Source organism: Promicromonospora sp. NPDC050249 (assembly GCF_040656015.1).
Lineage (GTDB): Bacteria > Actinomycetota > Actinomycetes > Actinomycetales > Cellulomonadaceae > Promicromonospora.
Window position 1 is genome coordinate 281,407 of sequence record NZ_JBFAKY010000002.1, and the last position, 23,952, is coordinate 305,358.

Here is a 23,952-nt window from a genome sequence, read left to right on the forward strand (position 1 = left end):
CGGCTACTTGATGATCAGGACCTTCGACCGGTCGAGGGTGAGCGCGACGGCGGCGACGATGATCGCCCCGTAGAGGATCTGCTCCCACGCCGACGGCACGCCGACGATCGGCAGCCCGACCCGGAGCAGGGTCACCACGAGCGCACCGGCGAGGCTGCGCCACAGCGAGCCGTGGCCGCCTGTGATCGCCGTGCCACCCACCACGATGGCCGCGACCGCAGGCAGCAGCAGGTTGTCGGCCATCGACGGGCTGCCGCTGAAGTTCCGGGAGACCAGCATGACGGCGGCCAGGCCCGCGCACGCACCCGAGACGGTGAACGCGGCGACCTTGACCAGGTCGACAGGGGTGCCGGCCAGCCGGGCCGCCGACTCGGAGTACCCGGTGGCGCGGACCCAGGTCTCGAGCGGGGTGAGCCGGAGCACCAGCGAGACGACCGCGACGACCACCAGCGCGACCACGAACGCCATCGGCACCACGCCGCCCACGTAGAGCGTGAGCCAGTTGGTGGCGTCCCGGTCGACCACCCGGATCGGCCCGGCGTCGGAGATCACCAGGGCGATCGCGGCGAAGATGCTCATGCCGCCGAGGGTGACGATGAAGGACGGGATACGGAGCAGCACGTGGGCCGCACCCTGCAGCGCCCCGATGGCGGCGGTGGCCGCGATGATCGCGACGGTGGTGAGCCCGCCGAGGTCGGGCAGCCACAGCGCGAAGAAGACCGTCGCGAGCGAGCAGAGCGCGGCGATCGACAGGTCGATGCCACCGCACAGGACCACCAGGGTGGCGCCGGCCGCGAGCACGACGAGCGGCGCCGAGGTCCGGACCGCTGCCGTGAGGCTGTTCAGGGTCAGGAAGCCGGGGTCGGCGATCGTCAGCGCCGCGAGCAGCACGACGAGCGCGATGACCGGCATGAACGACGTCAGGCGCTGACCGACGGTGGGACGCGCCAGGACGACGGCGTCGGGGGCCGGCGTCGTGAGGACGGGTGCGGACACGGTCAGACCATCTCCTTGACGAGGTCGAGCGGGGTCGGCTTGCCGCCCGCTGGGGCGGGGACCTCCGCGGTGGCGCGGCCGTCGCTCATCACGATGATCCGGTCGGACATGCCTATCGCCTCCTCCAGGCTGTCGGCGAGCAGCACCGTGGCGACGCCGCCGGCCGCGAGCTCCCGCATCAGGCGGTACACCTCCGAGCGGGCCCCGATGTCGAGGCCGCGGGTCGGGTGGTCGAGCAGCAGCAGCCGGACGTCGCCGGCCACGAGCCAGCGGGCCAGCACGACCTTCTGCTGGTTGCCGCCCGACAGGCGCTGGATCGCGGTGCCCCGGTGCGGGGTGCGGATCGAGAGCCGTTCGATCCACCGGTCCACCAGCGTGGCCTGCTTGCGCGGCCGTACCACGGGGCCGGTGCAGCGGGCGTGCTGCTTGGTGAGGGTCATGTTGTCGGCCACCGACATGGGGCCCACCATGCCCTCGGTCTTGCGCTCGGCGGGCACGTAGCCGACGCCGGCGGCGCAGGCCGCGCGGGTGCCGGACAGGTCGAGCTTCTCGCCGTCGAGCACCACCTCGCCGGACGTGGTGGGCTCGGCGCCGAACAGCGCCCGGCACACGTCCTCGCGGCCCGAGCCGTGGACGCCGACGATGCCGACGATCTCCCCCGCGTGCACGTCGAGGTCGACGTCCCGGAAGGTCTTGCCGGTCAGGCCGCGCACCACGAGGCGGGGCCTGCTGGGTTCGCCGGACCGATCGTCGGCTCCCTCGGCGGCAGCACCGTGATAGTGGTCGTCGGACCCGGTGGAGCCGATCATCATGCGGTGCAGCTCGGCCGGGGCGGCGTCCGCGGCGGGCAGCTCGCCCACCGACTGGCCGCCGCGCAGCACGGCGACCCGGTCGCAGACGTCGAGCACCTCGTCGAGCCGGTGCGAGACGAAGACGACGGACGCGAACTCGCGCAGCCTGCGCACCTGGGTGAACAGGGTCTCGATCTCCTTGGACTCCAGCACCGAGGTGGGCTCGTCGAGGATGATCACCGGCGGGTGGGACGTGCGCTCCTCGATACGGAGCACCTTGGCGATCTCGACCATCTGCCGGTCGGCGAAGCTCAGGGTGTCGGTGCGCGCGAGGGGGTCGATGTGCGACCCGATCTTGTCGAGCTGCTCCTGCGCGAGCCTGCGCATCGTGTTCCAGCGGTAGACGCCGCGGCGCACGCCCGGCCCCTCGCTGCCGAGCACGATGTTCTCGGCGGCGGTCAGGTTGGGGACGAGCGACTGCTCCTGGAACACCATCCCGATGCCGTGGTCGGCGGCCTCCATGATGCTCCGCAGCCGCACCTTCTCGCCGCGCACCCAGATCTCGCCGCCGTCCGGCCGCACCAGGCCGACCAGTGCCTTGAGCAGCGTGGACTTGCCCGCACCGTTCTCACCGGCCAGGCCGAGCACCTCGTGCTGGCGGACGACCAGGTCGACGCCGTCGAGCGCCTTGACGCCCGGGTAGTGCTTGACCAGGCCGCGCACCTCGAGGGCTGGCACGGGTGCCGGCACCGTCGAGGCGGGCTGGGCCTGCAGGTTGCTGGTCATTTGGTCACCTGGTTCCTACGACGCTGTGGGATGACGGCGGCGGCTACTGCCGCGACGACGATGAGGCCCTGGACCCCGCCCTGCCAGTAGGGGCTCACCCCTACCTGGACGAGGCCGTTCGTCAGGACCGTCACCAGCAGCACCCCGACGGTGGAGTGCAGGATGCCGCCGCGGCCGCCGGTGAGCAGCGTGCCACCGACGACGGCGGCGGTGATGGCGGAGAAGTCGTAGCCCCTGCCCGCCTGGACGAGCCCCGCGCCGAGCTGGCTCGTGACCAGCACGCCGGCGAGGCCGTAGAACGCGCCGGCCATCGTGAAGACCGCCACCTTGTAGGGCGCGACCCGCACCCCGGAGAGGGCGAGCACCTCCTCGGCGCCGCCGATCGCGAACGCGTACCGGCCCAGGCGCGTGTACCGCTGCACGAGCCAGCCCACGAGCACGCAGGCCAGCGCGATCCAGGTCAGGCGGGCCAGGCCACCGAACCGCTCGACCGCCCAGCCCTCCAGCATCGGGTCGGAGACGTTGGGCTGGACCCCCGCGAACATGAGCGTGGCCAGGCCGAGACCCACCGCGGAGATGCCGAGGGTGGTCATGAACGACGGCACCTTCAGCACGACCAGCGCGAGCCCGCTGAGACAGCCGAGCACGGCGGCGAGGAGGACGGCGATCACGACCGCGAGCAGCCCGAGGTCGTTGTCGTTGCGGTTGTTGGCGGCCAGGAGGGCGACGGTGATCGCGGCCGCCCCCATGATTCCTGGAGCCGACAGGTCGATCGACCCCATCATCAGCACGAAGCTGATGCCGCAGGTCACGACGGCGAGCACCGCCGCGGCGTCGAGGACGTTCTGCACGTTCGAGACGGTCCGGAAGTCGGGGCTGAGGACTGCGAAGACGCCGAAGATGACGACCAGGGCGATCGGCGGACCGGCGTCCCGCAGCGACACCCCCCGCCGAGGCCGGGGGCGCTGCGCAGGCACGACGTCGGTGCCGGGTTCTGTGCCGGCCCCTGTGCCTTTCTCGGTGGGGGGTGCCATGGTCACGAGATCGCGCCCTGCGACCGGCTGAAGAGGTTGTCGCAGGCGAAGTCGTCCTCGCTGACCTCCGGGGAGACGAAGTCGGCGACGTTGTCCTGCTGGATGAGGAACTGCTCGGCGAACCAGGCGCGGTCATCGTCGGCGATGTCCTCGGCGGCGAGCTCGCCCGTGGCCACGCAGTAGCCGATGGCGAGGCCGATACCGCCCTGCCAGGGGCCGTCGCTGGAGACGGTCGCCGTCATGGTGCCGTCCTGGATCGCGGTGAGCGCGTCCGGCACGGCGTCGATACCGACCACCGCCACGTCGTCGCGACCCGCCTGCTGCAGCGCCTCGAGCGCACCCAGTGCCATGTCGTCGTTGGCGGCCCAGATGCCCTTGACGTCGTCGCCGTGCTTGGTGAGCAGCGTCTTGGTGACCTCCAGCGCCTCCGCGCGGGAGAAGTTGGCGGTCTGGTCGTCGAGCAGCTCGACGTCCGGGTTGGCCGCCAGCGACTCCTCGAGCCCTGCGAACCGGTCCTTGGCGGCGCCGGTGTCCAGGATGCCCTGGAGGGCGACGATGCCGCCCGAGCCGCCGATGGCCTCGGCCAGCGCGTCGCCGATCTGCTTGCCCGACTCGACGCCGTCGTAGGTGATGTGGGACAGCCACTGGTCGTAGTCGGTGACGTTCAGGTCGGCCGGCTTGTTCCACTGGGTGACGAGGTAGGCGCCCGCCTCCTCGGCCCCCTCCACGATGGGCGGGGTGTCGGAGTCACCGTTGGGCAGGATGTTCATGACGAGGCACTCCGTGTCGCCCGCGAGCAGCTGGCTGATCTGCTCCTGCTGGCGCGTCGAGTCGCCGTCGTAGGTGAGGCGCTCCTGGGTGAGGCCGACCTGCTCGGCGAAGGCGTCACCGCCGTCCAGCCACGCGGCCTCGTAGGGGTTGGACTCGTTGCGGACCTGGCCGACGAGGGTGACGTCCGCGGGGTCGCAGGCGGCGCCGTCCCCGGCGGCGGCAGCGCCACCGCCGGCCTCCTCGGTGCAGCCCGTGAGGGTGGCGGCGGCCAGGGCGACGCCGATGAGGGCGGCCGTGTGTCGAGAGGTGAACTTCATTGTCGTTCCTCTGTTTCGTTCAGTGCCGGTGACCGGCGGTGGGACTGGGTGGTGGGGCGGGTGGGAGAGGTGGATCAGCGGGCCATCCAGCCGCCGTCGACGGCCAGGACGTGGCCGTTGACGTAGTCGGCGGCCGAGGAGCTGAGGAACACCGCGGCACCGGCGATGTCCTCGGCGGTGCCCCAGCGGCCGGCCGGGATGCGGTCGAGGATGGAGCGTGAGCGGTCCGCGTCCTCGCGGAGCGCCGTGGTGTTGTCGGTGACCATGTAGCCCGGCGCGATGGCGTTGACCTGGATGCCGTGGGGTCCCCACTCGTTGGCCAGCGCCTTGGTCACCCCGGCCACGCCGTGCTTGCTGGCGGCGTACGACACCACGCGCAGGCCGCCCTGGAAGGACAGCAGGCTCGCGATGCTGACGATCTTGCCGTGCCCCCGTTCGACCATGGGCCGGCCGAGCTGCTGGGTGAGGAAGAAGAGCCCGTTCAGGTTGACGTCGAGCACCCGCTGCCAGGACTCGCGGCCGACGGCGACGGAGTCCGCGCGGTCGATGATCCCGGCGTTGTTGATCACGATGTCGACCTGGCGGCTGTCGTTCAGCTCGGCGCTGACCCGTTCGACCGCGTCGAGGTCGCTCACGTCCAGGTCGACGACGTCTGCCTGCACGCCGAGCGCCGCGACCAGGTCGCGCGTAGCGTCCTGGTTGCCCTTGCGGCCGAGCAGCACGACGTCGGCGCCCGCCCGGGCGAGCCCGAGCGCGATCGCCTGACCGAGGCCACGCCCGGCGCCCGTCACCACCGCGCGCCTGCCGTGCAGGTCGAAGGGTGAGCGTGCCTGGGTGGCCGTCCCGACAGCCGGGCCGGTGGTCACAGGTCCTCCAGCGGCACGGGGCTCAGGTCGGTGTAGGCGTTGTTCTCGCCGGCCATCGCCCAGATGAAGGCGTACGACCCGGTACCGGCGCCGGAGTGGATCGACCACGGCGGGGAGATGACGGCCTCGCGGTTGCGGAGCACGAGGTGGCGGGTGGCGCCGGGCTCGCCCATGAAGTGGAAGACGCGGTCCTGCTCGTCGAGGTCGACGTAGCAGTAGATCTCGGTGCGGCGGCCGTGCAGGTGCGGCGGGAAGGTGTTCCAGACCGAGCCGCCGGATACGACGGTGACACCGAACTGGAGCACCGAGGACTCCACGTCCTGGCCCCAGACGTAGCGGAAGAGGTTGCGCTCGTTGGCCGCCTCTGCCGAACCGAGCGCGACGGGCTCCACCTCGCTGTGGACGAGCGCCCGGGTCGGGTAGGTCGCGTGGGCCGGGGCGGACACGAAGTAGAAGGCCGCGTCGGCACCGACGAAGGACACCTCGCTCCCCCGGCCCACGAACAGGCCGTCGAGGTGGTCGAGCTCGAACTTCTCGTCGTCGACGACCACGTGGCCGGCGGCGCCCACGTTGACGACGCCGAGTTCGCGACGCTCGAGGTGGGTCTCGGTGCCGAGCACGTCGGACCAGGCCGGGAGGCCCACCTGGCCGGCCCCGGGAACCGCACCGCCGATCACCATCCGGTCGTCGTGGGTGTACGTGCCCCGGGCCTCTCCGCTCACGAAGAGGTCTCCGACCAGGAAGTTCTCGCGCAGGTCCGCAGTAGTAGCAGTCTCCGCACTGGACGGAGAGGTCGAATATCGAACCTGGATCACGCAGTCACCCCTCAATTTGTGAACTGTGTTCGTCTATGTGAACTTGCCCGACGATAGACGTGATCGCGCTCACTGGTCAAGGGGTGGAAACCTGTCCATATATGCGAACTCGCGGTAGTGTTGTTTCACCCCGGGGACCGCCACGGTGGTGCGCCACGGTGGTGCGCAGAAGGACAGAGGAGAGCGTTCATGCAGCTTCAGAAGGAACTCCGCAAGGAGGTCGCCGGCGACGCCGGACCGGTCAAGTCAGCGGCCCGTGCCCTGGACCTGCTCGACGACATCGCGGCCAACGGTCCCGGAACCCAGCTGCAGCTCTCGACGCGCCTCAGCATCCCCAAGAGCAGCCTCCACGCCCTGCTGCGGACCATGGTCGACCGGGGCTGGCTGCAGACCGACCCCACCGGGAGCGTCTACCAGCTCGGCATCCACTCGCTCGTCGTGAGCTCGGCCTACCTCGACGGCGACCCGGTGCTCGCCCGCGCCACGTCCGTCCTCGACGAGGTCGCTGCCGCCACCCAGGAGACCGTCCATCTCGGCCGGCTCGACGGCGCCGACGTCATCTACACCGCCAAGCGCGAGTCGGTGCACCCGCTGCGCATGCACTCCGCCGTCGGACGCCGCCTCCCGGCGTACGCCACCTCGCTGGGGCGCGCCCTGCTCGCCGAGATGCCCGCCGAGTCCCGGCGCGACCTGGTGCCCGAGTCGATCGCCGCGATCACGCCGAACACGACCACCGACAAGGACGCGGTGCTCGAGATCATCGACCGCGCCGCCTACCAGGGCTACGCCACCGAGAGCGAGGAGTCCTGCATGGGCGTGCGCTGCTTCGGCGTCGCGCTGCCCTTCGGCCTCCACGCCGTGGACGCCATGAGCGTCGCGGTGCCGATCAGCCGGCTCGGCGACGGGCGCGAGGACCTCATCATCGAGACCCTGCTCAGCGTGAAGTCGCGCCTGGCGGCCGTGCACAACAACAGCCTGGTGCGCTGACCGCGCGCGGCGCCGAACCGCAGGTTGGTCGTCGGGCTGGGCGCGGCTGCGCGCCGAACCGCAAGCTACCCATCAAGTTGGGCCCCGCCGAGTGCCGAACCGCAAGTTAGCCATCGGGTCGGGCGCCGAACCGAAGGCCGCACGTCGATCGGACACCCGATCGACCGCTCCGCTGCGGTTGGGCCCCCGGATGGACAGTCGGCCAACGGTTCGGCATCGCCGAGCCCGCCGATCGACCTCCAACCTGCTGTTCGGCGCCCGGAACGCCCAGCAAGCCGTACCTGAGGCTCAGCTCTCCCGCGCAGCCTCAGCGCTCTCCCGCACCGCTGTTCCGACTCAACCACTGGCCGTGGTACTCCTCGAACGCCGCAAGGACAGGCTCGGGGCCACCACGAAGATTCGTCAGCCCGATGCAGACCGGCGTCCCGACGAGCTTGACGTTGCCGCGAGACATGAGCCGCTTGATCGGACCCATCCGCGCCAGCACGGAATCCGGGTCCTGCACCATCACGCACAGGTTGACCTGCCTCTGGACGTGCTGGAGGTGCCACCCGGTGACCTGGTCCCAGGTGGTCCTCCCGGCAGCGATGCCACTGGAGGTGTCGGTGAAGCCGTCAGCGTCGACGACCAGACCGGCGCCGGGCTTGCGCAGGAGGGTCAGCCAGCCCACCACCGTCGCGAAGCCGAAGAACGCCGTCCCGACGCCGCCGATCACGAGGTACAGCAGCCACACGAGCGGTGATGCCGGGGCCAACCACTGGACAGCGGCCGGGTTGAGGGCGGCGGTCAGGATCAGTACGCCGGCGCCCGTCATCAACGGGCCCAGCACCAGCCCGATCAGCAGCAGACGGCCACGCGATACCTCGAACACCACGGCGTCGGTCACGGCCGAACAGTAGCCAGGCAAGCCAGGCGCACACCAGAGGCCGCCCCGCACTTCACCCGGCACCTCGAGATCGAGGGCCGGCGCTCGGCCTGGCCTGATGGTCAACGCCTGTTCGGCTCCACGTCACCCTGGCGCCAGCAAGCACGGCCACGATGCGAGGCGTGGAAAACAAGCTCTCCCGCCGGTCCCTGCTCCAGGCAGCCGCGGCCGTCCCGATCCTGTCCGCAGCCTCCGCGACCGTCGGAACCACGACGGCGTCCGCCACCCCGGCGCCCACCACGCCGAGCGGTGGCCGCCCCGACACGACGGACCCGCGCTTCACGATCGCCGTCCTGCCCGACACCCAGTACCTCCTGGACGACGGCGGCTCCGACGCCGAACCGGTCGCCGCGACGCTGCGCCACCTGGTGCGCGAGCAGGCGCGGGACAACATCGTCTTCATGGCGCACCTCGGCGACGTCACCGAGCACGGCACGGTGACCGAGATGCGGGCGGCGAGCCGCGCGTTCGAGGCCGCCGGCCGCCTGTCCTACAGCGTGCTGGCCGGCAACCACGACGTCTCCGGCGACGACCAGCGGGGTGACACGCCGTACCTGCGCGCCTTCGGGCCGCAGCGGTTCTCCCGGATGAAGACCTACGGCGGCTCCTCCCCCGACGGCTACAACAGCTACCACGTGGTCCGCGGCGGCGGCCGGGAGTGGCTGGTCCTGGCGCTGGACTGGCGCGCGTCCGACGCCGGGCTCGCCTGGGCGCAGGGCGTGCTGGACGGGCACCCGCTCCCCACGATCCTGACCACCCACGACCTCGTCTGGGCCGAGGACGACGGCACCGCCCAGCTCTCCGACAACGGGCAGCGCCTCTGGGACCGCCTGATCCGGGGGAACGACCAGATCTTCCTCGCGCTCGGCGGGCACTACTGGCCGTCCGGCCGCACGACCATGACCAACGACGCCGGCCACCCCGTGCACCTGCACATCACCAACTACCAGGACCGCTACTACGGCGGCGCGGGCATGGTGCGGTACTACTCGTTCGACCTGGACCGCGGCGTGATCGACGTCGAGACGTTCTCGCCGTGGCTGGGGGCGAAGCAGGACCCCACGCCCCTGGAGTCGGAGCACGTGGAGCTCAGCGGCGACGTCGACCGGTTCACCGTCGAGATCGACTTCGACGAGCGCTTCGCCGCGTTCGCCCCGCCGGTGCTGCCCGTGCCGCTCCCGCCCTCGGCGGTCATGCCGCGCGGCACCGTCGCGTACTGGCGGTTCGACGAGGCAGGGCTCGCCACCGCGGGAGCCGACGGCGCACCGGTCGCGCCGGGCACCGTCGCACGCGACCTCACCGGGAACGGCAACGACCTCACCTCGTCGCTGCTGCACGCCAGCGGCCCGGAGACGCTGACCTGGTCGGCAGAGCACCATGACGCCCAGCCGGCCCACGCGAGCCTGCGCTTCGACGGTGGCAAGGGCCCCGACCGCGGCGCGGTGCTGCGGACCGGCCCGAACGCTCCGGTGAACAGCGCGAAGTTCGAGTCCGGCTACACGATCGAGACGTTCCTCAAGCTGCCCGAGCCCTTCGAAGGGGATCACGCCTGGATGGGCATCCTCAGCTGGGAAGGCCGCGCAGGTGACGCCGGCAAGCACAGCGGCTGGTCCGACGACGAGCCGACGTGCAGCCTGAACCTGTCGGGCGAGCGGTTCCTGCAGTTCGTCGTCTACCCCGTACCGGGCGACGCCGACCCCACCTCCTGGAGCCACGCGATCCCGTCGGCCGCTGGATGCACGTCGCGCTGGTCAACGACGGCCGGCACACGGTGATGTACGTCGACGGCTCGAAGATCGTGCGCAACGCTTCCGAGGAGTCACGCGGCATCTCCACGCTCGGCAAGCCGTTCGCCATCGGCGGCACCCAGTTCGACCTGAAGTACGAGCAGGGCTTCTACGGCTGGATCGGAGACACGAGGATCGTCTCGCGCGCGCTGCGGCCGGACCAGTTCCTCACGGCCAGGAGTCACTGAGGCAGGACCAGAGAATCACCCCCTCCGAACTCATTGCCTCCCCCGCGTCGAAGCGGTTACGCTCAGGCGCGCCATATCAATGCATAGCCATCATTGATCCCGCGCGTCGAAGCGGTTGCGCTCCAACGCGCACAGCCATCCTTTCACCGAACGCTGACAGTGCTGTCAGCAACAGAAGGGTAGAACCGATGAAGCGTCGATCACTCCTCCTGGCCGCCCTCGCGGCTCCGCTCGCCGTCGCCGGCGCCACGTTCGCTCCCCCGGCCCCCGCCCAGGCCGCCACCTGGACGTCCTCCGACCGGTGGGGCAGCTGGAACAACGGCGGGTACACGCTCTACAACAACGTCTGGGGCGGCGGTTACGGGCCACAGACGATCTGGGCCAACTCCTACAACAACTGGGGAGTGTGGGCCAACCACCCCAACACCGGCGGCATCAAGTCCTACCCGAACGTGTCCTACAACCTCGGACGAGACGTCTGGAACATGGGCAACGTCAACAGCACCGCCAACGTCACGGTGCCCTCGGGCTCCGGGCTGGCGTACAACACCGCCTATGACGTGTGGGGCAACGGCCACGACCACGAGATCATGATCTGGACGCAGTGGACGTCCAACGTCGGCCCGATCGGCAGCTACGTCACCACCGTCACCCTCGGCGGGCGCCGCTGGAGGTACTACAAGGGCCACAACGGCGGCAACCACGTCTACAGCTTCCTCGCGGAGTCCCAGAGCACCAACATGTGGGTCGACATCACCGCCCACTCCCAGTGGCTGGTCGGGCAGAACCACATGCCGCGGGTGCGGATCGACCAGATCCAGTTCGGCTGGGAGATCACCTCGTCCTCGGGCGGCCGCGACTTCCGGGTGAACTCCTACTCGCTGAACCGATAGGCCATACAGCTTTGAGATGAAGACGCCCCGGCCCGGCCGGGGCGGCTTCATCTCAAAGATCACCACGGGGTCCGGGGGTGATAAATCCGGACCCCCTGGACAAAGGCTCGGTGCAGGCTGAGCATCAAGAGATGAGCAACAGTAAAGACGCTGTGGCACAAGAAAACCCGCCCGCTCCAGGTTCCGGAGCCGGCATATTGGCTCGCGAGACATACCGCCATCTGCGGCTCATGCTCGTGACGCTACCGGCGCTGATGTTTCTCGCGATCTTGATCCTCGCCATCACCGGACAGGTCGAGGGGTCCATCAGCGCGTACTACCTGGGGCCGATCCGAGATGTATTCGTTGGCGCGATGGTGGGCACGGCCGTGTGCCTCATCGTCTACCGGGGCTCCCCGGCGTTCGAGGACTACACCCTCAACGTCGCGGGCTTCTACGCGATCTTCGTCGCCTTCGTGCCGACCGGCCTCGCGGAGAATCTCGCCTCCCTCGGCGCCGAGGAGCGCCAGGAGGCGGTGAACGCACTTCGTATCACCATCGGTGCCGTCATCGCGGTCACCATAGTTTTTGTCGTTCTTGAACGGCGGTTCGGCCAGTGGTCAATCCCTGATCTGCTGGAGCGACGGGCGACCCGATGGGTATTCGTCGTCACGAACGTGCTGGGTCTGGCTTTTCTCGCTCTCGTTATAGTCCGCGGATTTGCGGACGACAGTTTCCAGGGCATCCATCTTGCCGCGGCGGTTCTGCTGTTCCTGAGCCTGGCGGGCGCCGTGGCCAGCCACGCCTGGCCGGGCACTTTCGGCGGAACGGGGTCTGGCGTCAAGGCCTATCGGACGATCTTCTTCCTGATGCTGGCCGGGCTCCTGATCGCCTTCGTGCTCTGGCGTCTGCAGTCGGACTACACAGCGCTTGTCCTCGAGGCCTGGGAGATCGCATGTTTCTGCGCCTTCTGGGTCATGGAGGCCAAGCGCACGTGGCCGGCGACCGCCTGATCGGGTGATCAGGCACTCCGTCCAGCAGACTGGTCAACAGGCCTCAGGGGGCCGTAACCCGGCGGGTTACGGCCCCTCAGGTCTTAATAGACGGGAGTCAGGCAGCTGGTCACTGATCTAATGCGGGCATGGTCGACGTCCCGAACCTGGAAGCCCCGCTCACCGACCCCTGGCCCGCGTACTTCGCCGGCCGCGGGCACCCGGGTGTCCGCCGTATCGGCGCCGGTGTCGAGGGTGTTGTCTACGGGCTGAGCGAGGGGCTGGTCGCCAAGGTCTGGAGCGGTCGGCCCCCCACCGGTCTCGACCTCACTCGCCAGGTGTATGCGGACATCGCCCGGCACTCCCTGCCGTTCGCGACCCCGGAGATCCTCGAGGTCGAGGATCACGAGGGTGTCCTGGTGACCTACGAGCGCGAGCTGCCCGGAGTCTCGGCGCAGGCCCCGGCCCCGCCTGCTGACCATGAGCCAGGGCTGCCCGTGCAGCACGGTGCGGCGCTGCTCACCGTGCTGCGCGGTCTGGCCTCGGTACCTGGCACCGAGGCCATGCGCCGGCTGGCCGTCCAGGGCGACGACCGTCCGTTGTGGCAGGGGCACGACCGCTTCCGCGACGCGCTCGCCGACCTGGTCGTCCGGGCCGCGGCCCGGCACGGTGCCGCGCTGGCCCGCCTCGTACCGGACCTCGACGCGGGAGTGGAACGCACGCGAGAGGCACTGCGTTCGCTCCCCGACGCCCCGGTCACAGCGATCCACGGCGACCTCGTCCCGCCCAACATCCACGTCGACGCCACCGGACGGGCGGTCGCGGTCCTCGACTTCGGGTTCTTCACGACCGCGGGCGACCCCGCCTTCGAGGCCGCCGTCGCCGCCGCCGTCTGGGACATGTACGGTCCGCACGCCGCGGAGCACACCGCGGAGCTCACCCGGCTCTTCGCCCGCGAGCTCGGGTTCGCGGAGGCGACCCTGGAGACCTATCAGGCCGCATACGCGCTCGCCACCTACGACCTCTTCGGCATGGGCGAGGACGACGGGCACTTCCGGTGGTGCGCAGCGCAGCTCCGCCGCAGCGCCGTGTTCAACGCATGAGAGGCGGGTCCTGGGTGATCCCAGGACCCGCCGCCGGCTGCCGTGCAGGACTGCTCGTGCAGGACCACCCGTCAGCCCCGGCCCGGGACCAGGAGCGAGCCGCCGAGGACCGCGAGCCAGCTGACGTTGATCGCGCCGATGCTGGCGACGGCGCCCCAGCCGTTCGCCGGGTAGAACTCCGCGGCGTTCATCCCGAAGAAGATCGACGGCAGCAGGGCCAGGTTGACGAGAGCGAGCACGACGCTGCCGACGAGCACCCAGCGGGGCAGGAGTGCGGTGCGTGCCGCGCTGATCGTCAGGGAGATGAGGAACGTCGCCACGAGAGCGCGGGCGATGGGACCGTGCAGGAGCACCATGCCGGCGGCGACCCGGGGCTCGTCGTCGTCGGCGAGGCAGGGGACGGAACGCCAGGCGGTGGGGCTGGCTCGCGAGCTGAGACCCGACGTCGTCCTGATGGACCTGCAGATGCCGGTGCTCGACGGCGTGGGCGCCACCCGCGAGCTGCACAGGTACCCGGACGCCCCGGCCGTCCTGGTCCTGACGACCTTCCACCTCGACACGTACGTCCTCGACGCCCTGTCGGCCGGCGCCCGCGGCTACCTCCTCAAGGACGCCGCGCGCTGGCGAGCCTCACCGACCGCGAGCGCGAGGTCGCCGAGGCCGTGGCCGCCGGCAGGTCCAACGCCACGATCGCCGCCCAGATGTACATGAGCGAGGCGACGGTGAAGACGCACGTGTCGCGGATCCTGACGAAGACGGGCAGCGAGAACCGCGTCCAGGTCGCCCTCCTCGTCTACCAGGCGCAGACCGCGAGAGGATGAGCACATGCCCTCACCCGTCCGCCCCGGCCTTGCGGTCACCTCCGCGCTGACCATCCCCCGGGCAGAGCTCACGGAGCGGTTCTCGCGCGCCTCCGGCCCGGGCGGCCAGGGCGTGAACACCACCGACTCGCGCGTCGAGCTGTCCTGGGACGTCGGCCGGTCCGCCGTCCTGAGCGACACGCAGCGCGAGCGCGTCACGGGCCGGCTCGCGGAGCGGCTGGTCGACGGCGTCCTCACCGTCGTCGCCTCGGAGAACCGGGAGCAGCGGCGCAACCGCGACGCCGCCGCCAAGCGCCTCGTGGCGCTCGTGGCCGACGCCCTCGCCCCTCCCCCGCGGACCCGCCGCCCCACGCGCGCGACGCGGGGTTCGCAGGAACGGCGGCTGACCGCCAAGAAGCAGCGGTCCACGACCAAGCAGCTGCGCTCGTCCAAGCCCCGGCGGGAGGACTGACGGCTGGCGCAGCTCCTTGCCGAGACCGACCCTGTCCAGGTCGGACTTGCCGAAATGGCCTTGCCCGTCCGTGCCAGGCTTCGACGGTGAACACGACCGACGTCGCACGTGCGATCGCAGCGGCAACCTCGATCGCCGCATCCCTCGACCTGCCGGCCGACGACGCGGTCGTCCTGCACAACTCGAACAAGCTGGCGCTGCGGCTGACACCGTGCCACGTCTTCGCCCGGGTCGCCCCCGAGGGGCAGGAGGTCGCACAGTTCGAGGTCGAGCTGGCTCAGCGGCTCGCCGAGGTCGGCAGCCCGGTGGGCCGGCTGGAGCCTCGGGTGAATCAGCGGGTGTACCGACGCAACGGTTTCGCGGTGACGCTGTGGACCTACTACGAGCCCGTGACGCCGCCCACCTCGCCGGCCGACTACGCCACAGCGCTGGAGCGGCTGCACGCCGGCATGCGCGAGGTGGACGGGGTAGACCTGCCGAGCCCGAGGTTCACGGACCGGATCACCGAGGCGGAGGAGGTCGTCGCCGACCCCGCCCGCTCGCCGGAGCTCGCCGACGCGGACCGCACGCTGCTCGGGGGCAGGCTGGCGAGCCTGCGGCAGACCATAGTCGGCCGCGGCGCGGCGGAGCAGCTGCTCCACGGCGAGCCGCATCCGGGCAACGTGCTCAGCACGGAGCACGGCCCGTTGTTCATCGACCTCGAGACCTGCTGCCGCGGACCCGTCGAGTTCGACCTCGCCCATGCCCCCGTGGCGGTCGGCGACCACTACCCCGGCGTCGACCAGGTGCTGCTGGACGACTGCCGGCAGCTCGTGATCGCGATGATCGCGACCTGGCGCTGGGAGCTCGGCGACCAGTTCCCGGACGGGAGGCGGTTCGGCGAGGAGTGTCTGCGCCTGCTGCGCGCGGGTCCGCCCTGGCCGGCGCTCGACACGCTGCCCACCCAGTTGGACGGTCCCTAGCTGGACGGTCCGTAGCTGGACGGTCCCTAGCTGGACGGTCCGTAGCTGGACGGTCCGTAGCTGGACCGTCCGTAGCTGGACCGTCCGTAGCGATCGCATGTCAGGCTGGAGAGATGGCGAACCGTCTGGCGACCGCGACCAGCCCGTACCTGCTCCAGCACGCGAACAACCCCGTCGACTGGCGCGAGTGGGGCGAGGAGGCGTTCGCCGAGGCCCGGCGCCGCGACGTCCCGGTGCTGCTGTCCGTCGGGTACGCCGCGTGCCACTGGTGCCACGTCATGGCGCACGAGTCGTTCGAGGACGCAGGCGTGGCCGCGGCGGTCAACGGCCGCTTCGTGGCGGTGAAGGTGGACCGCGAGGAGCGGCCCGACGTCGACGCCGTCTACATGAGCGCGACCACCGCCCTCACCGGTCAGGGCGGCTGGCCCATGACCTGCTTCCTCACCCCGGACGGCGACCCCTTCTACTGCGGCACCTACTACCCCCGCGACCATTTCCTGGCGCTGCTCGACGGCGTCGCGGAGGCCTGGGCGGAACGCCGGGACGCCGTCGAGCAGCAGGGCGCGGCGATCACCGAGGCGGTGACCCAGGCGTCCACGCGCCTGACCCCTGACCGGCTGGACGACGACGCCCTCGCCGCCGCGGTGCGCGCCCTGGCCCGCGAGGCCGACCCGGTGCACGGCGGGTTCGGCCGCGCGCCCAAGTTCCCGCCGTCCATGACGCTGGAGCACCTGCTGCGCCACCACGCCCGCACCGGCGACCCGGAGGCGCTGCGGATCGTCGAGCACACGTGCGAGGCCATGGCCCGCGGCGGCATCTACGACCAGCTCACGGGCGGGTTCGCGCGCTACGCGGTGGACGCCGCCTGGGTGGTGCCCCACTTCGAGAAGATGCTGTACGACAACGCGCAGCTCCTGCGGCTCTACCTGCACCTCTACCGCGCGACCGGTTCACCGCTCGCCGCACGCGTCGCCCGCGAGACCGCCGGCTTCCTCCTGACCGACCTGCGCACGCCGGAGGGCGGGTTCGCCTCGGCCCTCGACGCCGACACCGACGGCGTCGAGGGCCTCACCTACGTCTGGACCCCTGCGCAGCTCGTGGAGGTCCTCGGGCCCGACGACGGCGCCCGCGCCGCGGAGCTCCTGTCCGTCACGCCGGAGGGCACCTTCGAGGAGGGGGCCTCGACCCTCCAGCTGGCCGAGGACCCCGACCCCGGCTGGTGGGCCGGGGTGCGCGTCCGGCTCGCCGAGGCCCGGTCGGCGCGACCCCAGCCCGCCCGCGACGACAAGGTCGTCACCGCGTGGAACGGCCTGGCGATCGTCGCCCTCGCGGAGGCCGGGGTGCTGCTCGGAGAGAGCGACCACATCGCCGCCGCGCGGGAGTGCGCAGAGCTCGTCCTCGGCCTCCACCTCGTCGACGGACGCCTGCGGCGGGCGTCACGCGGAGGCGTCGTCGGCTCCGCACCCGGCGTCGCCGCCGACCACGGCGACCTCGCCGAGGGGCTCCTCGCCCTGCACCAGGCGACGGGCGAGGCACGCTGGCTCGACGCCGCGGGCGGCCTCCTCGACGTCGCGCTCGACCGGTTCGGCGACGGCGCGGGCGGCTTCTACGACGTGGCCGACGACGCCGAACGCCTCGTGAGCCGGCCGAAGGACGCCACCGACGCGGCCGAGCCGGCGGGCCAGTCGGCGCTCGCCGGCGCGCTGTGCACCTACGCCGCCCTGACCGGCTCGTCCAGGCACCGGACGGCGGCCGAGACCGCGGTGGCCGCGGCCGGCGCACTGGCCAGGCAGGCGCCACGGTTCGCCGGCTGGACCCTCGCGATCGCGGAGGCGCTCGCCGCCGGCCCGCTGCAGGTCGCCGTCGTCGGGCCGGACGACGAGGCGCGCGCCGCGCTCGAACGAGTGGTCAGGGGCGCGGCGTCGCCGGGACTCGTGATCGCCACCGGCGAGCCGGACGCCCCGGGCGTCCCCCTGCTCGCCGCCCGACCGCTCGTCGACGGGCGGGCGGCGGCCTATGTGTGCAGGGGCTTCGTGTGCGACCGGCCGGTGACCACCGCCGAGGACCTCGCGGCGGCGCTCGGGGCCTGACGGGGCGGCGGCTCAACGGGCGCCGGTAACGTCACCCGCCGGGTCAGGCGGCCCGCTCCCGGTGCCGCCGGACCCCCGCGCGGTTGGCGCACCGCACCGAGCAGTACCGCTGACGGCCGTTGCGGGTCACGTCGACCACCACGTTGGTGCAGGGTTCGGACGCGCAGCGCCCCAGCCGGTGCATCCCGCGCGTGACCAGGTGGAGCGAGGTTCCCACGCTGATGACGGCGCGCAGGACCGAGGACAGCACCTGGTCGTCGTCCCGGTAGTGGAGGTGCCACCCCTCGCCGTCGTGGTCGGTGAGCCTCGGGTAGGCCGCGACCGCCGCCATCTGCGCGTTCAGCAGCGCGGCGCGGCCCGCGGGATCGGGCGTGTCCACGATGCGCAGCCAGTCGTCGATGACGAGACGCGAGCGCGCGTGGTCCTCCGGCGCCTCCTGGAACTCCATGGTCATGCCGAACTCGCGGGTCCGCGCCTCGATCCCGGCACGGTCGTCGGGCCAGTCGTCGGCGAGGGACCCGGCAAGCAGGACCGCGTACTCGCCGTAAGGGTTGAGATGCATAAGGCCATTACAGCATCGTGGGAGGCATGACGACGATCGACACCCGTCCCGCCCCGGGGACCGGCACCCAGGAGACCAGCACCCAGACCCGGCACGAGCACTCGTGGGCGACGGAGTCACGCCACGCGACCTCCGCGGGGTACGTGGTCTACGTGCGGTGCACGGCGTGCGGCAGCCACCGGGTGGACCTGCAGGGACACCGCGAGATGCCGCCAGCGCCCCTGACCCGGGTGGTCGGCAGCGCGGGCTGACAGGAAGGCGGGCTGACGACTACGGGGCTGACGACTACCGGAGGCCGTGTCAGTGGCTCGTGCAAGCATCGGGTATGGACAACATCCAGCTTCTTCGCCCGGACGGGCTGGTCTCCAGCCCCGCCTTCAGCCACGTCGCCGTCGTGCCGCCGGGAGCGACCACGATCTACGTCGGCGGCCAGAACTCCGTCGACGCGGACGGCTCGCTCGTCGGCGGGGACGACGTCGCCGCGCAGTCCGTCCGCGCCGTGGAGAACGTCGGTACCGCACTCGCCGCGGCCGGCGCCACCTTCGCCGACGTCATCCAGTGGACGGTGCTCTTCGTCGACGGCGTCGACCTCGCGGCAGCGTACGGCGCGATCGCTCCCCTGCTCGCGTCCGACGAACCGCCCCTGGTGCTCGGGGCGCGCGTCGCGGGTCTGGGCGTGCCGGGTGCGCTCATCGAGGTCAGCGCGATAGCCGCCGTGCTGCGCTGACCCTGGCGCGGTGAGTCGCGACCCGCTCCCGGGTGGCGCACCGCCGCGAGCAGTACCGCTGGTCCGGGCCGCTCCCGACCGCGAGGAACACCTGATCGCAGCCGGTCGCCGCGCAGACCCCGCCCGGCAGCTCCTGCCGGTCCCAGATCAGCACGGCAATCGCCAGGCAGGCTGACGCCAGGAACCACTCGCCGATCGGTCCGTCGTCGTCGCGGTCGAGGTGGACGTGCCACGCCGTCCCGCCGTGGGCGGTCAGCCGCAGCCGCTGCGTGTGCCGGGCCAGCAGGTGATTGAGCACCCCGGTCGCCGTCTCGAGGTCGGCGGCGTCGAAGATCGGGCGGAGCTTGTGCGCCGCGCGCCGCAGCGGCTCGACGTCGTCGGCCGTGATGGTCAGCGACTCGTCCTCGCCGTGGGCGAGCAGGACCTCGCGGACTGCTGCCGGTGTCGGGTCTCCGGCCAGCACGTTGATCAGCGCCGCGGTACGCCGTGCGGCGGCGCGCGGGGAGAGCCGTACGGGCCCGTCGGCGTTCGGTGGGGCCATCGGAGAAATGTAACGCTCATAGACAGATTTTGCGTTACGTCCGTACGGTGCGTCCCGTGCCTGTACAGACCAAGACCCGACGCATGCGGACCTATCTGGTCGGGGCGACGATCTCCCGCACCGGCGACGAGATGAGCGGCCCCGCCCTGCTCCTGCTCGCGATGGCCACCTCCGACGCGGCCGCCACCGGGCCCGCGGTGGTGGCCGCGCTGACCGCCGCGACGGCGGTGGGCGGGCCGGTTCTCGGCGTACTCCTCGACCGTGCGCGGCGGCCAGGACGGCTGCTGACGCTCGCGCTCATGGGCTTCGCCTCGGTCATCGTCTGCGTCGCCCTCCTGCTCGGGCATGTCGGGATGACGGCGCTCGTCGCCGTCGCGCTGATCGGCGGGCTCTTCCGCCCGGCCCTGTCCGGCGGCTGGAGCTCCCGCCTGCCCGACGTCGTACCGGCCAGCGACCTGCCCCGCGCCTCGGCGCTGGACGGCCTGACGTTCGACGTCGCCGCGCTCGCGGCCCCGGTCCTCGTAGGCGGCCTGGCGCTCGTGCTGTCGCCCGCGTACGCGGTCGCCCTCGCGGTGCTGGCGATCCTGCTCGCCGCCCCCGCCGCCCACGCGACCGGGGGTATGCCGCACAGGACCGGCCGGCCGTCACGGCTCCGGCAGCAGGTGCTGACCGGATTCCTCGCGATCGCCCGGATCCGGCGGCTGCGCCGGGCGACGGTCACGTCGGTGATCAGCTACGCCGGCGTCGGGCTGATCCTCACCGCGGCGCCGCTCCTCGCCGAGCACGTGCTCGGCAAGGCCGGGTACGGTCCCTGGCTGCTTGCCCTGGTGGCTCTCGCCGCCCTGATCGGCAACGCGGCGTACGCGGCTCGCCCCGACCGGATCGGTCCCGACGGGGTCCTGGCCGCCACCTACTGCCTGCTCGCGGCCGCAGCCGGACTGGCGGCGCTGGCGGTGGTGGCCGGCCAGGTGCCCGTCGGCGTCTGCTGCCTGCTGGCGGCCGCCGTGCTCACCGGTGCGGCCGACGGGCCGCAGCTCTCCGCGCTGCTGCGGATCCGCCACCGGGACACACCCGAGGAGGTCCGCGGCCAGGTGTTCACCACCGCCGCCAGCCTCAAGCTCGGCGGCGCGGCACTCGGCGCCGCGCTGTGCGGCGCCCTCGCGTCCGCGCTACCCCTCGCGATGCTCACGGCGATGGCCGCCGAGCTCCTCGCCCTGCTCTGCTTCGCCGCCCTCACCCGCCGAACGCAGGGTTGGTCGCGCTCCATGGACTCATACCGCGACTACCTCTGCGCTCGTCGCCAGGACCGCTCGTGAACCTCACGACCGTGGGTGGGAACGGCTTTTGTCCGGCACCCGCTCGTAGCCGGCGGGGCGGATCGTGAGTTCCGCGCGGCCGCCGGTCAGCGACCGCAGATCGAGGACGTAGCGGCTGAGCTCCACCTCCGGGACCGTCGCGACCAGGCGCGCCCGGCCGTCGTCGGCCAGCTCGGTCCTCGAGACGCGCCCGCGCCGCCCGGACAGGTCGGTGAGCACCGCGCCCTGGTGGTCGGGCGGGACGGTCACGGTCACCGTCGCGACGGGCTCCAGCAGCACCGTCCCGGCGTCGGCCAGCGCAGCCTTGACACCCGCGGCCGTCGCCACGCGGAACGCCATGTCGGACGAGTCCACCGAGTGCGACTTGCCGTCGTACACCTCGACGCGCAGGTCCACGACAGGGTGGCCCAGCGGCCCTCCGGCGGCCATCGCGTCACGGGCTCCCTTCTCGACGGCGGAGATGTACTGCCGGGGCACCGCCCCGCCCACGACCGAGTCGACGAACTCGAAGCCGCCTTCGGGCAGCGGCCCGACCCGGAGCTGCACCACGGCGAACTGGCCGTGCCCACCCGACTGCTTCTTGACCTTGCCCTCGGCCTGCGTCGACCGTGCGATCGTCTCCCGGTACGCCACGGGCACCGGCCCGGTCCCGACGTGGACGCCGAACACGCGCGCGAGCCGCTCGACCGCGACGGCGAGCTGCGTGTCACCGAGACCCCGCAGCACCGTCGCCTCGCCCACCCGGTCGACGACGAGCGTCGGGTCCTCGGCGACGAGCCGCGCCAACGCCGTCGGCATGCGCTCGTCGTCGGACTGCGAGGCCGGCACGAGCGACGCGGCATGGACGGGCCGGCGCGGGGGTGGCAGGAAGGGCCGCCCCTGGCCCGACGGCCGCGACCAGAGCAGCGTGCCCGACGGCGAGCCGCCCAGCTTGGCGACGGCCCCGACGTCACCCGCGGCGAGCTCCCCGACCGGGATGTGCTCCTTGCCCTGCAACCGGAACAGGCCGTGGAGGCGCTCGTCGGCGCCGGTGGTCGCGTTGCGCAGCCGGTCGGACGTGCGCACCACGCCGGAGAGGACCTTGAGCATCGAGACCTGGCCCACGAAGGGGTCGACCACGGTGCGGAAGATGTGCACGAGCGGCTCCCCCGACGGGTCGGCGGCGACCGCGACGGTGCGGCCTGCGCCGCCGCCGTCCCCTCCCCCGTCCCCTCCGGTGGCCGTGCCGGCGGGCGTGTCGGCGGGCGTGTCGTCAGGAGTGGCCGAGCCGACGACTATGCGGCTGTCGCGCTCCGTCGGCGCGGGCGCCAGCTCGCACAGCAGGTCCGTGAGGCGGTCGACGCCGGTGGCGGTCACGCCGGACGCGACCACGACCGGCGCCGCCTCGCCCGTGGCCACCTCGCGCGCGAGGTCACGCTCGAGAACCGCCGCGGTCGGCTCCGTGCCGGACAGGTACGCGTCGAGCTGCTCGTCGTCGTGCGACACGAGCTCCTCGGTCACGTCGACGTGCATCCGGTGCTCCTCGTCGACGACCTCGGGCGGCAGGTCCTCGTCGTGGTGCCGGCCCTCGTCGTCGTAGACGAGCGCGTGCTCGCCGAGCACGTCGGCGATGGCGCGGAACGACTGCTCCTCGCCGAGCGGCAGCTCGATGGGCCACAGGTGCTCGCCGAACGCCTCGCGCAGCTCGCCGAGCACGCGCCGGAAGTCGGCGCGCGCCCGGTCCTCCTGCGTCACGACCACGACGCGCGGCACGCCCAGCGCCTCGGCGGTTGCCCACGCGGTCCGGGTGCCGGGCTGCACGCCGTCGACCGCGCTGACGACGACGAGCGCGAGGTCAGCGACCGACAGGGCCGTGTCCATGGCCCCCGCGAAGTCCGGGTGACCAGGTGCGTCGGCCAGCGTCAGGGTGCGCTCTGCCCCGTCGGGGCACGTCCAGGTGAGCGTCCCGAGCGCGAGGCCGAGCGAGATGCCCCGGGTGATCTCCTCGGGCTCGTGATCGGTCACCGTGCTGCCGTCCTCCACGCGGCCGGCGCGGGGAATCGCGCCGGCGCGGTGCAGCAGCGCCTCGGTGAGCGTCGTCTTCCCTGCGCCCGACGCGCCCACCACGGCGACGGTCCGGTGCCTGCTGGTCTGCGCCGCGTCCATGAGGCCTCCCGCCATTGGGTGCTACCGGCCATCATGGCGCTCTTGTCGGCCGGCGTGCACCCCAGGGCGGCGGGATTCCGGCGACCGCGATCGGCAGCCACACGGTCAGCGGGGCGACCACACGGTCAGCGGCTGAGCTCGATCAGCGCGAGCAACGCACGCCCATAGGCATCGACAGGCTCAGCGGCCGCGAACACGCGCGGCCGGCCGAGGAGCTCGACGTCCACCTCGTAGACGCCGTCGGCCCGGCGCAGCGCGCGAAAGCTGGAACGCAGGAGCGCGCGCAGCTGGTCCTCGCGCGGCAGCCAGAGGGCGTCCTCGATGGCCACCGAGTCGAGCGCCCACTCGGTCGTCCCGTTGAAGCCGAGGATGGTTCCGGTCGGGAACTCGTGCGCCTCGATGGTCATGGTGCTCACGGTGAAGACGTCGCCCGCGAGCTCGGGCGCGGCGATACGGAACTGGTCGCCGTCGACCGGCTTCCAGACCAGACCAGCGTCACGTAGCTCCGCGGCAAGCTCGGTGGAGATCATCGACCCATTGTGGAAGAGAACGGGTCGAACGAGAACGGGGTTGTGTTCGCGCTCGGCGATCCGGCGAGCACAACCCCGTTCTCGGCCGACGGCGGCCTGCCCGTCAGAACCGCTCCAGGCCGGGTGCGGCGGGAGTCGTCTGCGGCCGGCGCTGGGGCCACAGCGCGATGGCCAGGCCCGCGAGGACGCTCCCGAGGTGCAGCCCGTTGTCCGCCACGTTGATGTTGAGGACGTTGATGTCCGGGTTGTTCACCGCGAACAGGCCGAAGACGAACGTCGCGCCGTAGCCGGCCACCAGCAGCCAGCCGAACGTCCGCGCGCGGCCCGCCACGGACCACAGGGCGAGCCCGAGGAGACCGATCAGGAGGTGCACGATGTTGTGCAGGGGGTTGACGGCGAACCCGAGCAGCGTCTGGCTGTGGTCGTGCTCGGCGAACCCGCTGAACCCGGTCACCAGGAAGCCGGCGGCCCCCACCAAGAGGTAGACCGCACCGATCGCGAGGGCGATCCACTGGTGCGGTGCCCGAGTGCGCGTCGAGGACGTGGACTGAGTCATGGCACTTCTCCGTTCCTTCTG

The 23,952-nt window shown here is 71.8% G+C and carries 25 protein-coding genes and 1 pseudogene; 13 read left to right on the forward strand and 13 right to left on the reverse strand.

The window, feature by feature from the left end; translation table 11 throughout:
* Window positions 1-3: 3 nt before the first annotated feature.
* The 6 genes from AB0I32_RS02820 to kduI form a co-directional block, all read right to left on the reverse strand.
* Window positions 4-996, reverse strand: coding sequence for an ABC transporter permease (locus AB0I32_RS02820; RefSeq protein WP_357502615.1), 993 nt, complete (start codon window positions 994-996; stop codon window positions 4-6).
* Window positions 997-998: 2 nt separating this feature from the next.
* Complete coding sequence (locus AB0I32_RS02825) at window positions 999-2,573, reverse strand: sugar ABC transporter ATP-binding protein (protein ID WP_357502617.1); 1,575 nt, start codon at window positions 2,571-2,573, stop codon at window positions 999-1,001.
* Entirely contained in the window at window positions 2,570-3,607 is a 1,038-nt protein-coding gene (locus tag AB0I32_RS02830) for an ABC transporter permease (RefSeq protein ID WP_357502705.1), read from the reverse strand. The genes AB0I32_RS02825 and AB0I32_RS02830 overlap by 4 nt, the downstream gene beginning before the upstream one ends.
* Window positions 3,608-3,609: 2 nt before the next feature.
* Window positions 3,610-4,695 (reverse strand): sugar ABC transporter substrate-binding protein, encoded by a 1,086-nt coding sequence (locus AB0I32_RS02835; protein ID WP_357502619.1) that lies wholly within the window; start codon window positions 4,693-4,695, stop codon window positions 3,610-3,612.
* A gap of 74 nt (window positions 4,696-4,769) precedes the next feature.
* Window positions 4,770-5,561, reverse strand: coding sequence for a 2-dehydro-3-deoxy-D-gluconate 5-dehydrogenase KduD (gene kduD / locus AB0I32_RS02840; RefSeq protein ID WP_357502622.1), 792 nt, complete (start codon window positions 5,559-5,561; stop codon window positions 4,770-4,772).
* Complete coding sequence (kduI, locus tag AB0I32_RS02845) at window positions 5,558-6,376, reverse strand: 5-dehydro-4-deoxy-D-glucuronate isomerase (protein WP_357502624.1); 819 nt, start codon at window positions 6,374-6,376, stop codon at window positions 5,558-5,560. The genes kduD and kduI overlap by 4 nt, the downstream gene beginning before the upstream one ends.
* A 189-nt stretch (window positions 6,377-6,565) precedes the next feature.
* Between kduI and AB0I32_RS02850 the strand changes: the two genes are divergently transcribed.
* Complete coding sequence (locus AB0I32_RS02850; RefSeq protein WP_357502626.1) at window positions 6,566-7,363, forward strand: IclR family transcriptional regulator; 798 nt, start codon at window positions 6,566-6,568, stop codon at window positions 7,361-7,363.
* Window positions 7,364-7,670: 307 nt separating this feature from the next.
* Here the strand turns inward: AB0I32_RS02850 and AB0I32_RS02855 are convergent, their stop codons facing one another.
* Window positions 7,671-8,249 (reverse strand): STM3941 family protein, encoded by a 579-nt coding sequence (locus tag AB0I32_RS02855; protein WP_357502628.1) that lies wholly within the window; start codon window positions 8,247-8,249, stop codon window positions 7,671-7,673.
* 161 nt (window positions 8,250-8,410) lie between these two features.
* On the opposite strand from AB0I32_RS02855, the gene AB0I32_RS02860 reads away from it, so the two are divergent.
* From AB0I32_RS02860 to AB0I32_RS02880, 5 genes are all read left to right on the forward strand, one after another.
* Window positions 8,411-10,063, forward strand: coding sequence for a Tat pathway signal sequence domain protein (locus AB0I32_RS02860; RefSeq protein WP_357502630.1), 1,653 nt, complete (start codon window positions 8,411-8,413; stop codon window positions 10,061-10,063).
* Window positions 10,024-10,263 carry a LamG-like jellyroll fold domain-containing protein gene (locus AB0I32_RS02865; RefSeq protein WP_357502632.1) on the forward strand — a complete coding sequence of 80 codons (240 nt, stop codon included), beginning with the start codon at window positions 10,024-10,026 and terminating at the stop codon, window positions 10,261-10,263. Before AB0I32_RS02860 ends, AB0I32_RS02865 begins: the two co-directional genes overlap by 40 nt.
* Before the next feature lie 188 nt (window positions 10,264-10,451).
* Window positions 10,452-11,156, forward strand: a complete 705-nt coding sequence (locus tag AB0I32_RS02870; RefSeq protein WP_357502634.1) for a hypothetical protein — start codon at window positions 10,452-10,454, stop codon at window positions 11,154-11,156.
* A gap of 131 nt (window positions 11,157-11,287) precedes the next feature.
* Window positions 11,288-12,148, forward strand: coding sequence for a hypothetical protein (locus AB0I32_RS02875; RefSeq protein WP_357502636.1), 861 nt, complete (start codon window positions 11,288-11,290; stop codon window positions 12,146-12,148).
* Between the two features lie 128 nt (window positions 12,149-12,276).
* The gene (locus AB0I32_RS02880) at window positions 12,277-13,230 is read left to right on the forward strand and encodes an aminoglycoside phosphotransferase family protein (protein WP_357502638.1); all 954 of its coding nucleotides are present in this window, start codon (window positions 12,277-12,279) and stop codon (window positions 13,228-13,230) included.
* Window positions 13,231-13,301: 71 nt separating this feature from the next.
* Here the strand turns inward: AB0I32_RS02880 and AB0I32_RS02885 are convergent, their stop codons facing one another.
* Complete coding sequence (locus AB0I32_RS02885; protein ID WP_357502640.1) at window positions 13,302-13,586, reverse strand: hypothetical protein; 285 nt, start codon at window positions 13,584-13,586, stop codon at window positions 13,302-13,304.
* On the opposite strand from AB0I32_RS02885, the pseudogene AB0I32_RS02890 reads away from it, so the two are divergent.
* From AB0I32_RS02890 to AB0I32_RS02905, 4 genes and pseudogenes are all read left to right on the forward strand, one after another.
* A pseudogene (locus tag AB0I32_RS02890) lies at window positions 13,572-14,051 on the forward strand (response regulator transcription factor). The gene AB0I32_RS02885 and the pseudogene AB0I32_RS02890 sit on opposite strands and share 15 nt — an antisense overlap.
* Window positions 14,052-14,055: 4 nt before the next feature.
* A complete protein-coding gene (arfB, locus tag AB0I32_RS02895) occupies window positions 14,056-14,502 on the forward strand; it encodes an alternative ribosome rescue aminoacyl-tRNA hydrolase ArfB (RefSeq protein WP_357502642.1) in 447 nt (148 codons plus the stop codon).
* 86 nt (window positions 14,503-14,588) lie between these two features.
* Window positions 14,589-15,464 carry an aminoglycoside phosphotransferase family protein gene (locus tag AB0I32_RS02900; protein ID WP_357502644.1) on the forward strand — a complete coding sequence of 292 codons (876 nt, stop codon included), beginning with the start codon at window positions 14,589-14,591 and terminating at the stop codon, window positions 15,462-15,464.
* Between the two features lie 113 nt (window positions 15,465-15,577).
* Window positions 15,578-17,554: a thioredoxin domain-containing protein gene (locus tag AB0I32_RS02905; protein WP_357502646.1), complete on the forward strand. Its 1,977-nt coding sequence runs from the start codon at window positions 15,578-15,580 to the stop codon at window positions 17,552-17,554.
* A gap of 43 nt (window positions 17,555-17,597) precedes the next feature.
* Here AB0I32_RS02905 and AB0I32_RS02910 read toward each other — a convergent pair whose 3' ends face one another.
* Window positions 17,598-18,116: a CGNR zinc finger domain-containing protein gene (locus AB0I32_RS02910; protein ID WP_357502648.1), complete on the reverse strand. Its 519-nt coding sequence runs from the start codon at window positions 18,114-18,116 to the stop codon at window positions 17,598-17,600.
* Window positions 18,117-18,142: 26 nt separating this feature from the next.
* Here AB0I32_RS02910 and AB0I32_RS02915 point away from each other — a divergent pair, with 26 nt between their 5' ends.
* Both AB0I32_RS02915 and AB0I32_RS02920 read left to right on the forward strand, forming a co-directional pair.
* Window positions 18,143-18,367, forward strand: coding sequence for a hypothetical protein (locus tag AB0I32_RS02915; protein ID WP_357502650.1), 225 nt, complete (start codon window positions 18,143-18,145; stop codon window positions 18,365-18,367).
* A 74-nt stretch (window positions 18,368-18,441) separates the two neighbouring features.
* Entirely contained in the window at window positions 18,442-18,843 is a 402-nt protein-coding gene (locus AB0I32_RS02920; protein ID WP_357502652.1) for a RidA family protein, read from the forward strand.
* On the opposite strand, the gene AB0I32_RS02925 is transcribed toward AB0I32_RS02920, so the two are convergent.
* Window positions 18,815-19,384 (reverse strand): CGNR zinc finger domain-containing protein, encoded by a 570-nt coding sequence (locus AB0I32_RS02925; protein WP_357502654.1) that lies wholly within the window; start codon window positions 19,382-19,384, stop codon window positions 18,815-18,817. The two genes, AB0I32_RS02920 and AB0I32_RS02925, sit on opposite strands and share 29 nt — an antisense overlap.
* A gap of 56 nt (window positions 19,385-19,440) precedes the next feature.
* On the opposite strand from AB0I32_RS02925, the gene AB0I32_RS02930 reads away from it, so the two are divergent.
* The gene (locus tag AB0I32_RS02930; RefSeq protein WP_357502656.1) at window positions 19,441-20,700 is read left to right on the forward strand and encodes an MFS transporter; all 1,260 of its coding nucleotides are present in this window, start codon (window positions 19,441-19,443) and stop codon (window positions 20,698-20,700) included.
* A gap of 3 nt (window positions 20,701-20,703) precedes the next feature.
* On the opposite strand, the gene AB0I32_RS02935 is transcribed toward AB0I32_RS02930, so the two are convergent.
* The 3 genes from AB0I32_RS02935 to AB0I32_RS02945 form a co-directional block, all read right to left on the reverse strand.
* Window positions 20,704-22,845: an elongation factor G gene (locus tag AB0I32_RS02935; protein ID WP_357502658.1), complete on the reverse strand. Its 2,142-nt coding sequence runs from the start codon at window positions 22,843-22,845 to the stop codon at window positions 20,704-20,706.
* Window positions 22,846-22,970: 125 nt separating this feature from the next.
* Window positions 22,971-23,375, reverse strand: a complete 405-nt coding sequence (locus tag AB0I32_RS02940; RefSeq protein WP_357502660.1) for a pilus assembly protein CpaE — start codon at window positions 23,373-23,375, stop codon at window positions 22,971-22,973.
* Window positions 23,376-23,478: 103 nt separating this feature from the next.
* The gene (locus AB0I32_RS02945) at window positions 23,479-23,931 is read right to left on the reverse strand and encodes a DUF4383 domain-containing protein (protein WP_357502662.1); all 453 of its coding nucleotides are present in this window, start codon (window positions 23,929-23,931) and stop codon (window positions 23,479-23,481) included.
* Window positions 23,932-23,952 lie beyond the last annotated feature (21 nt).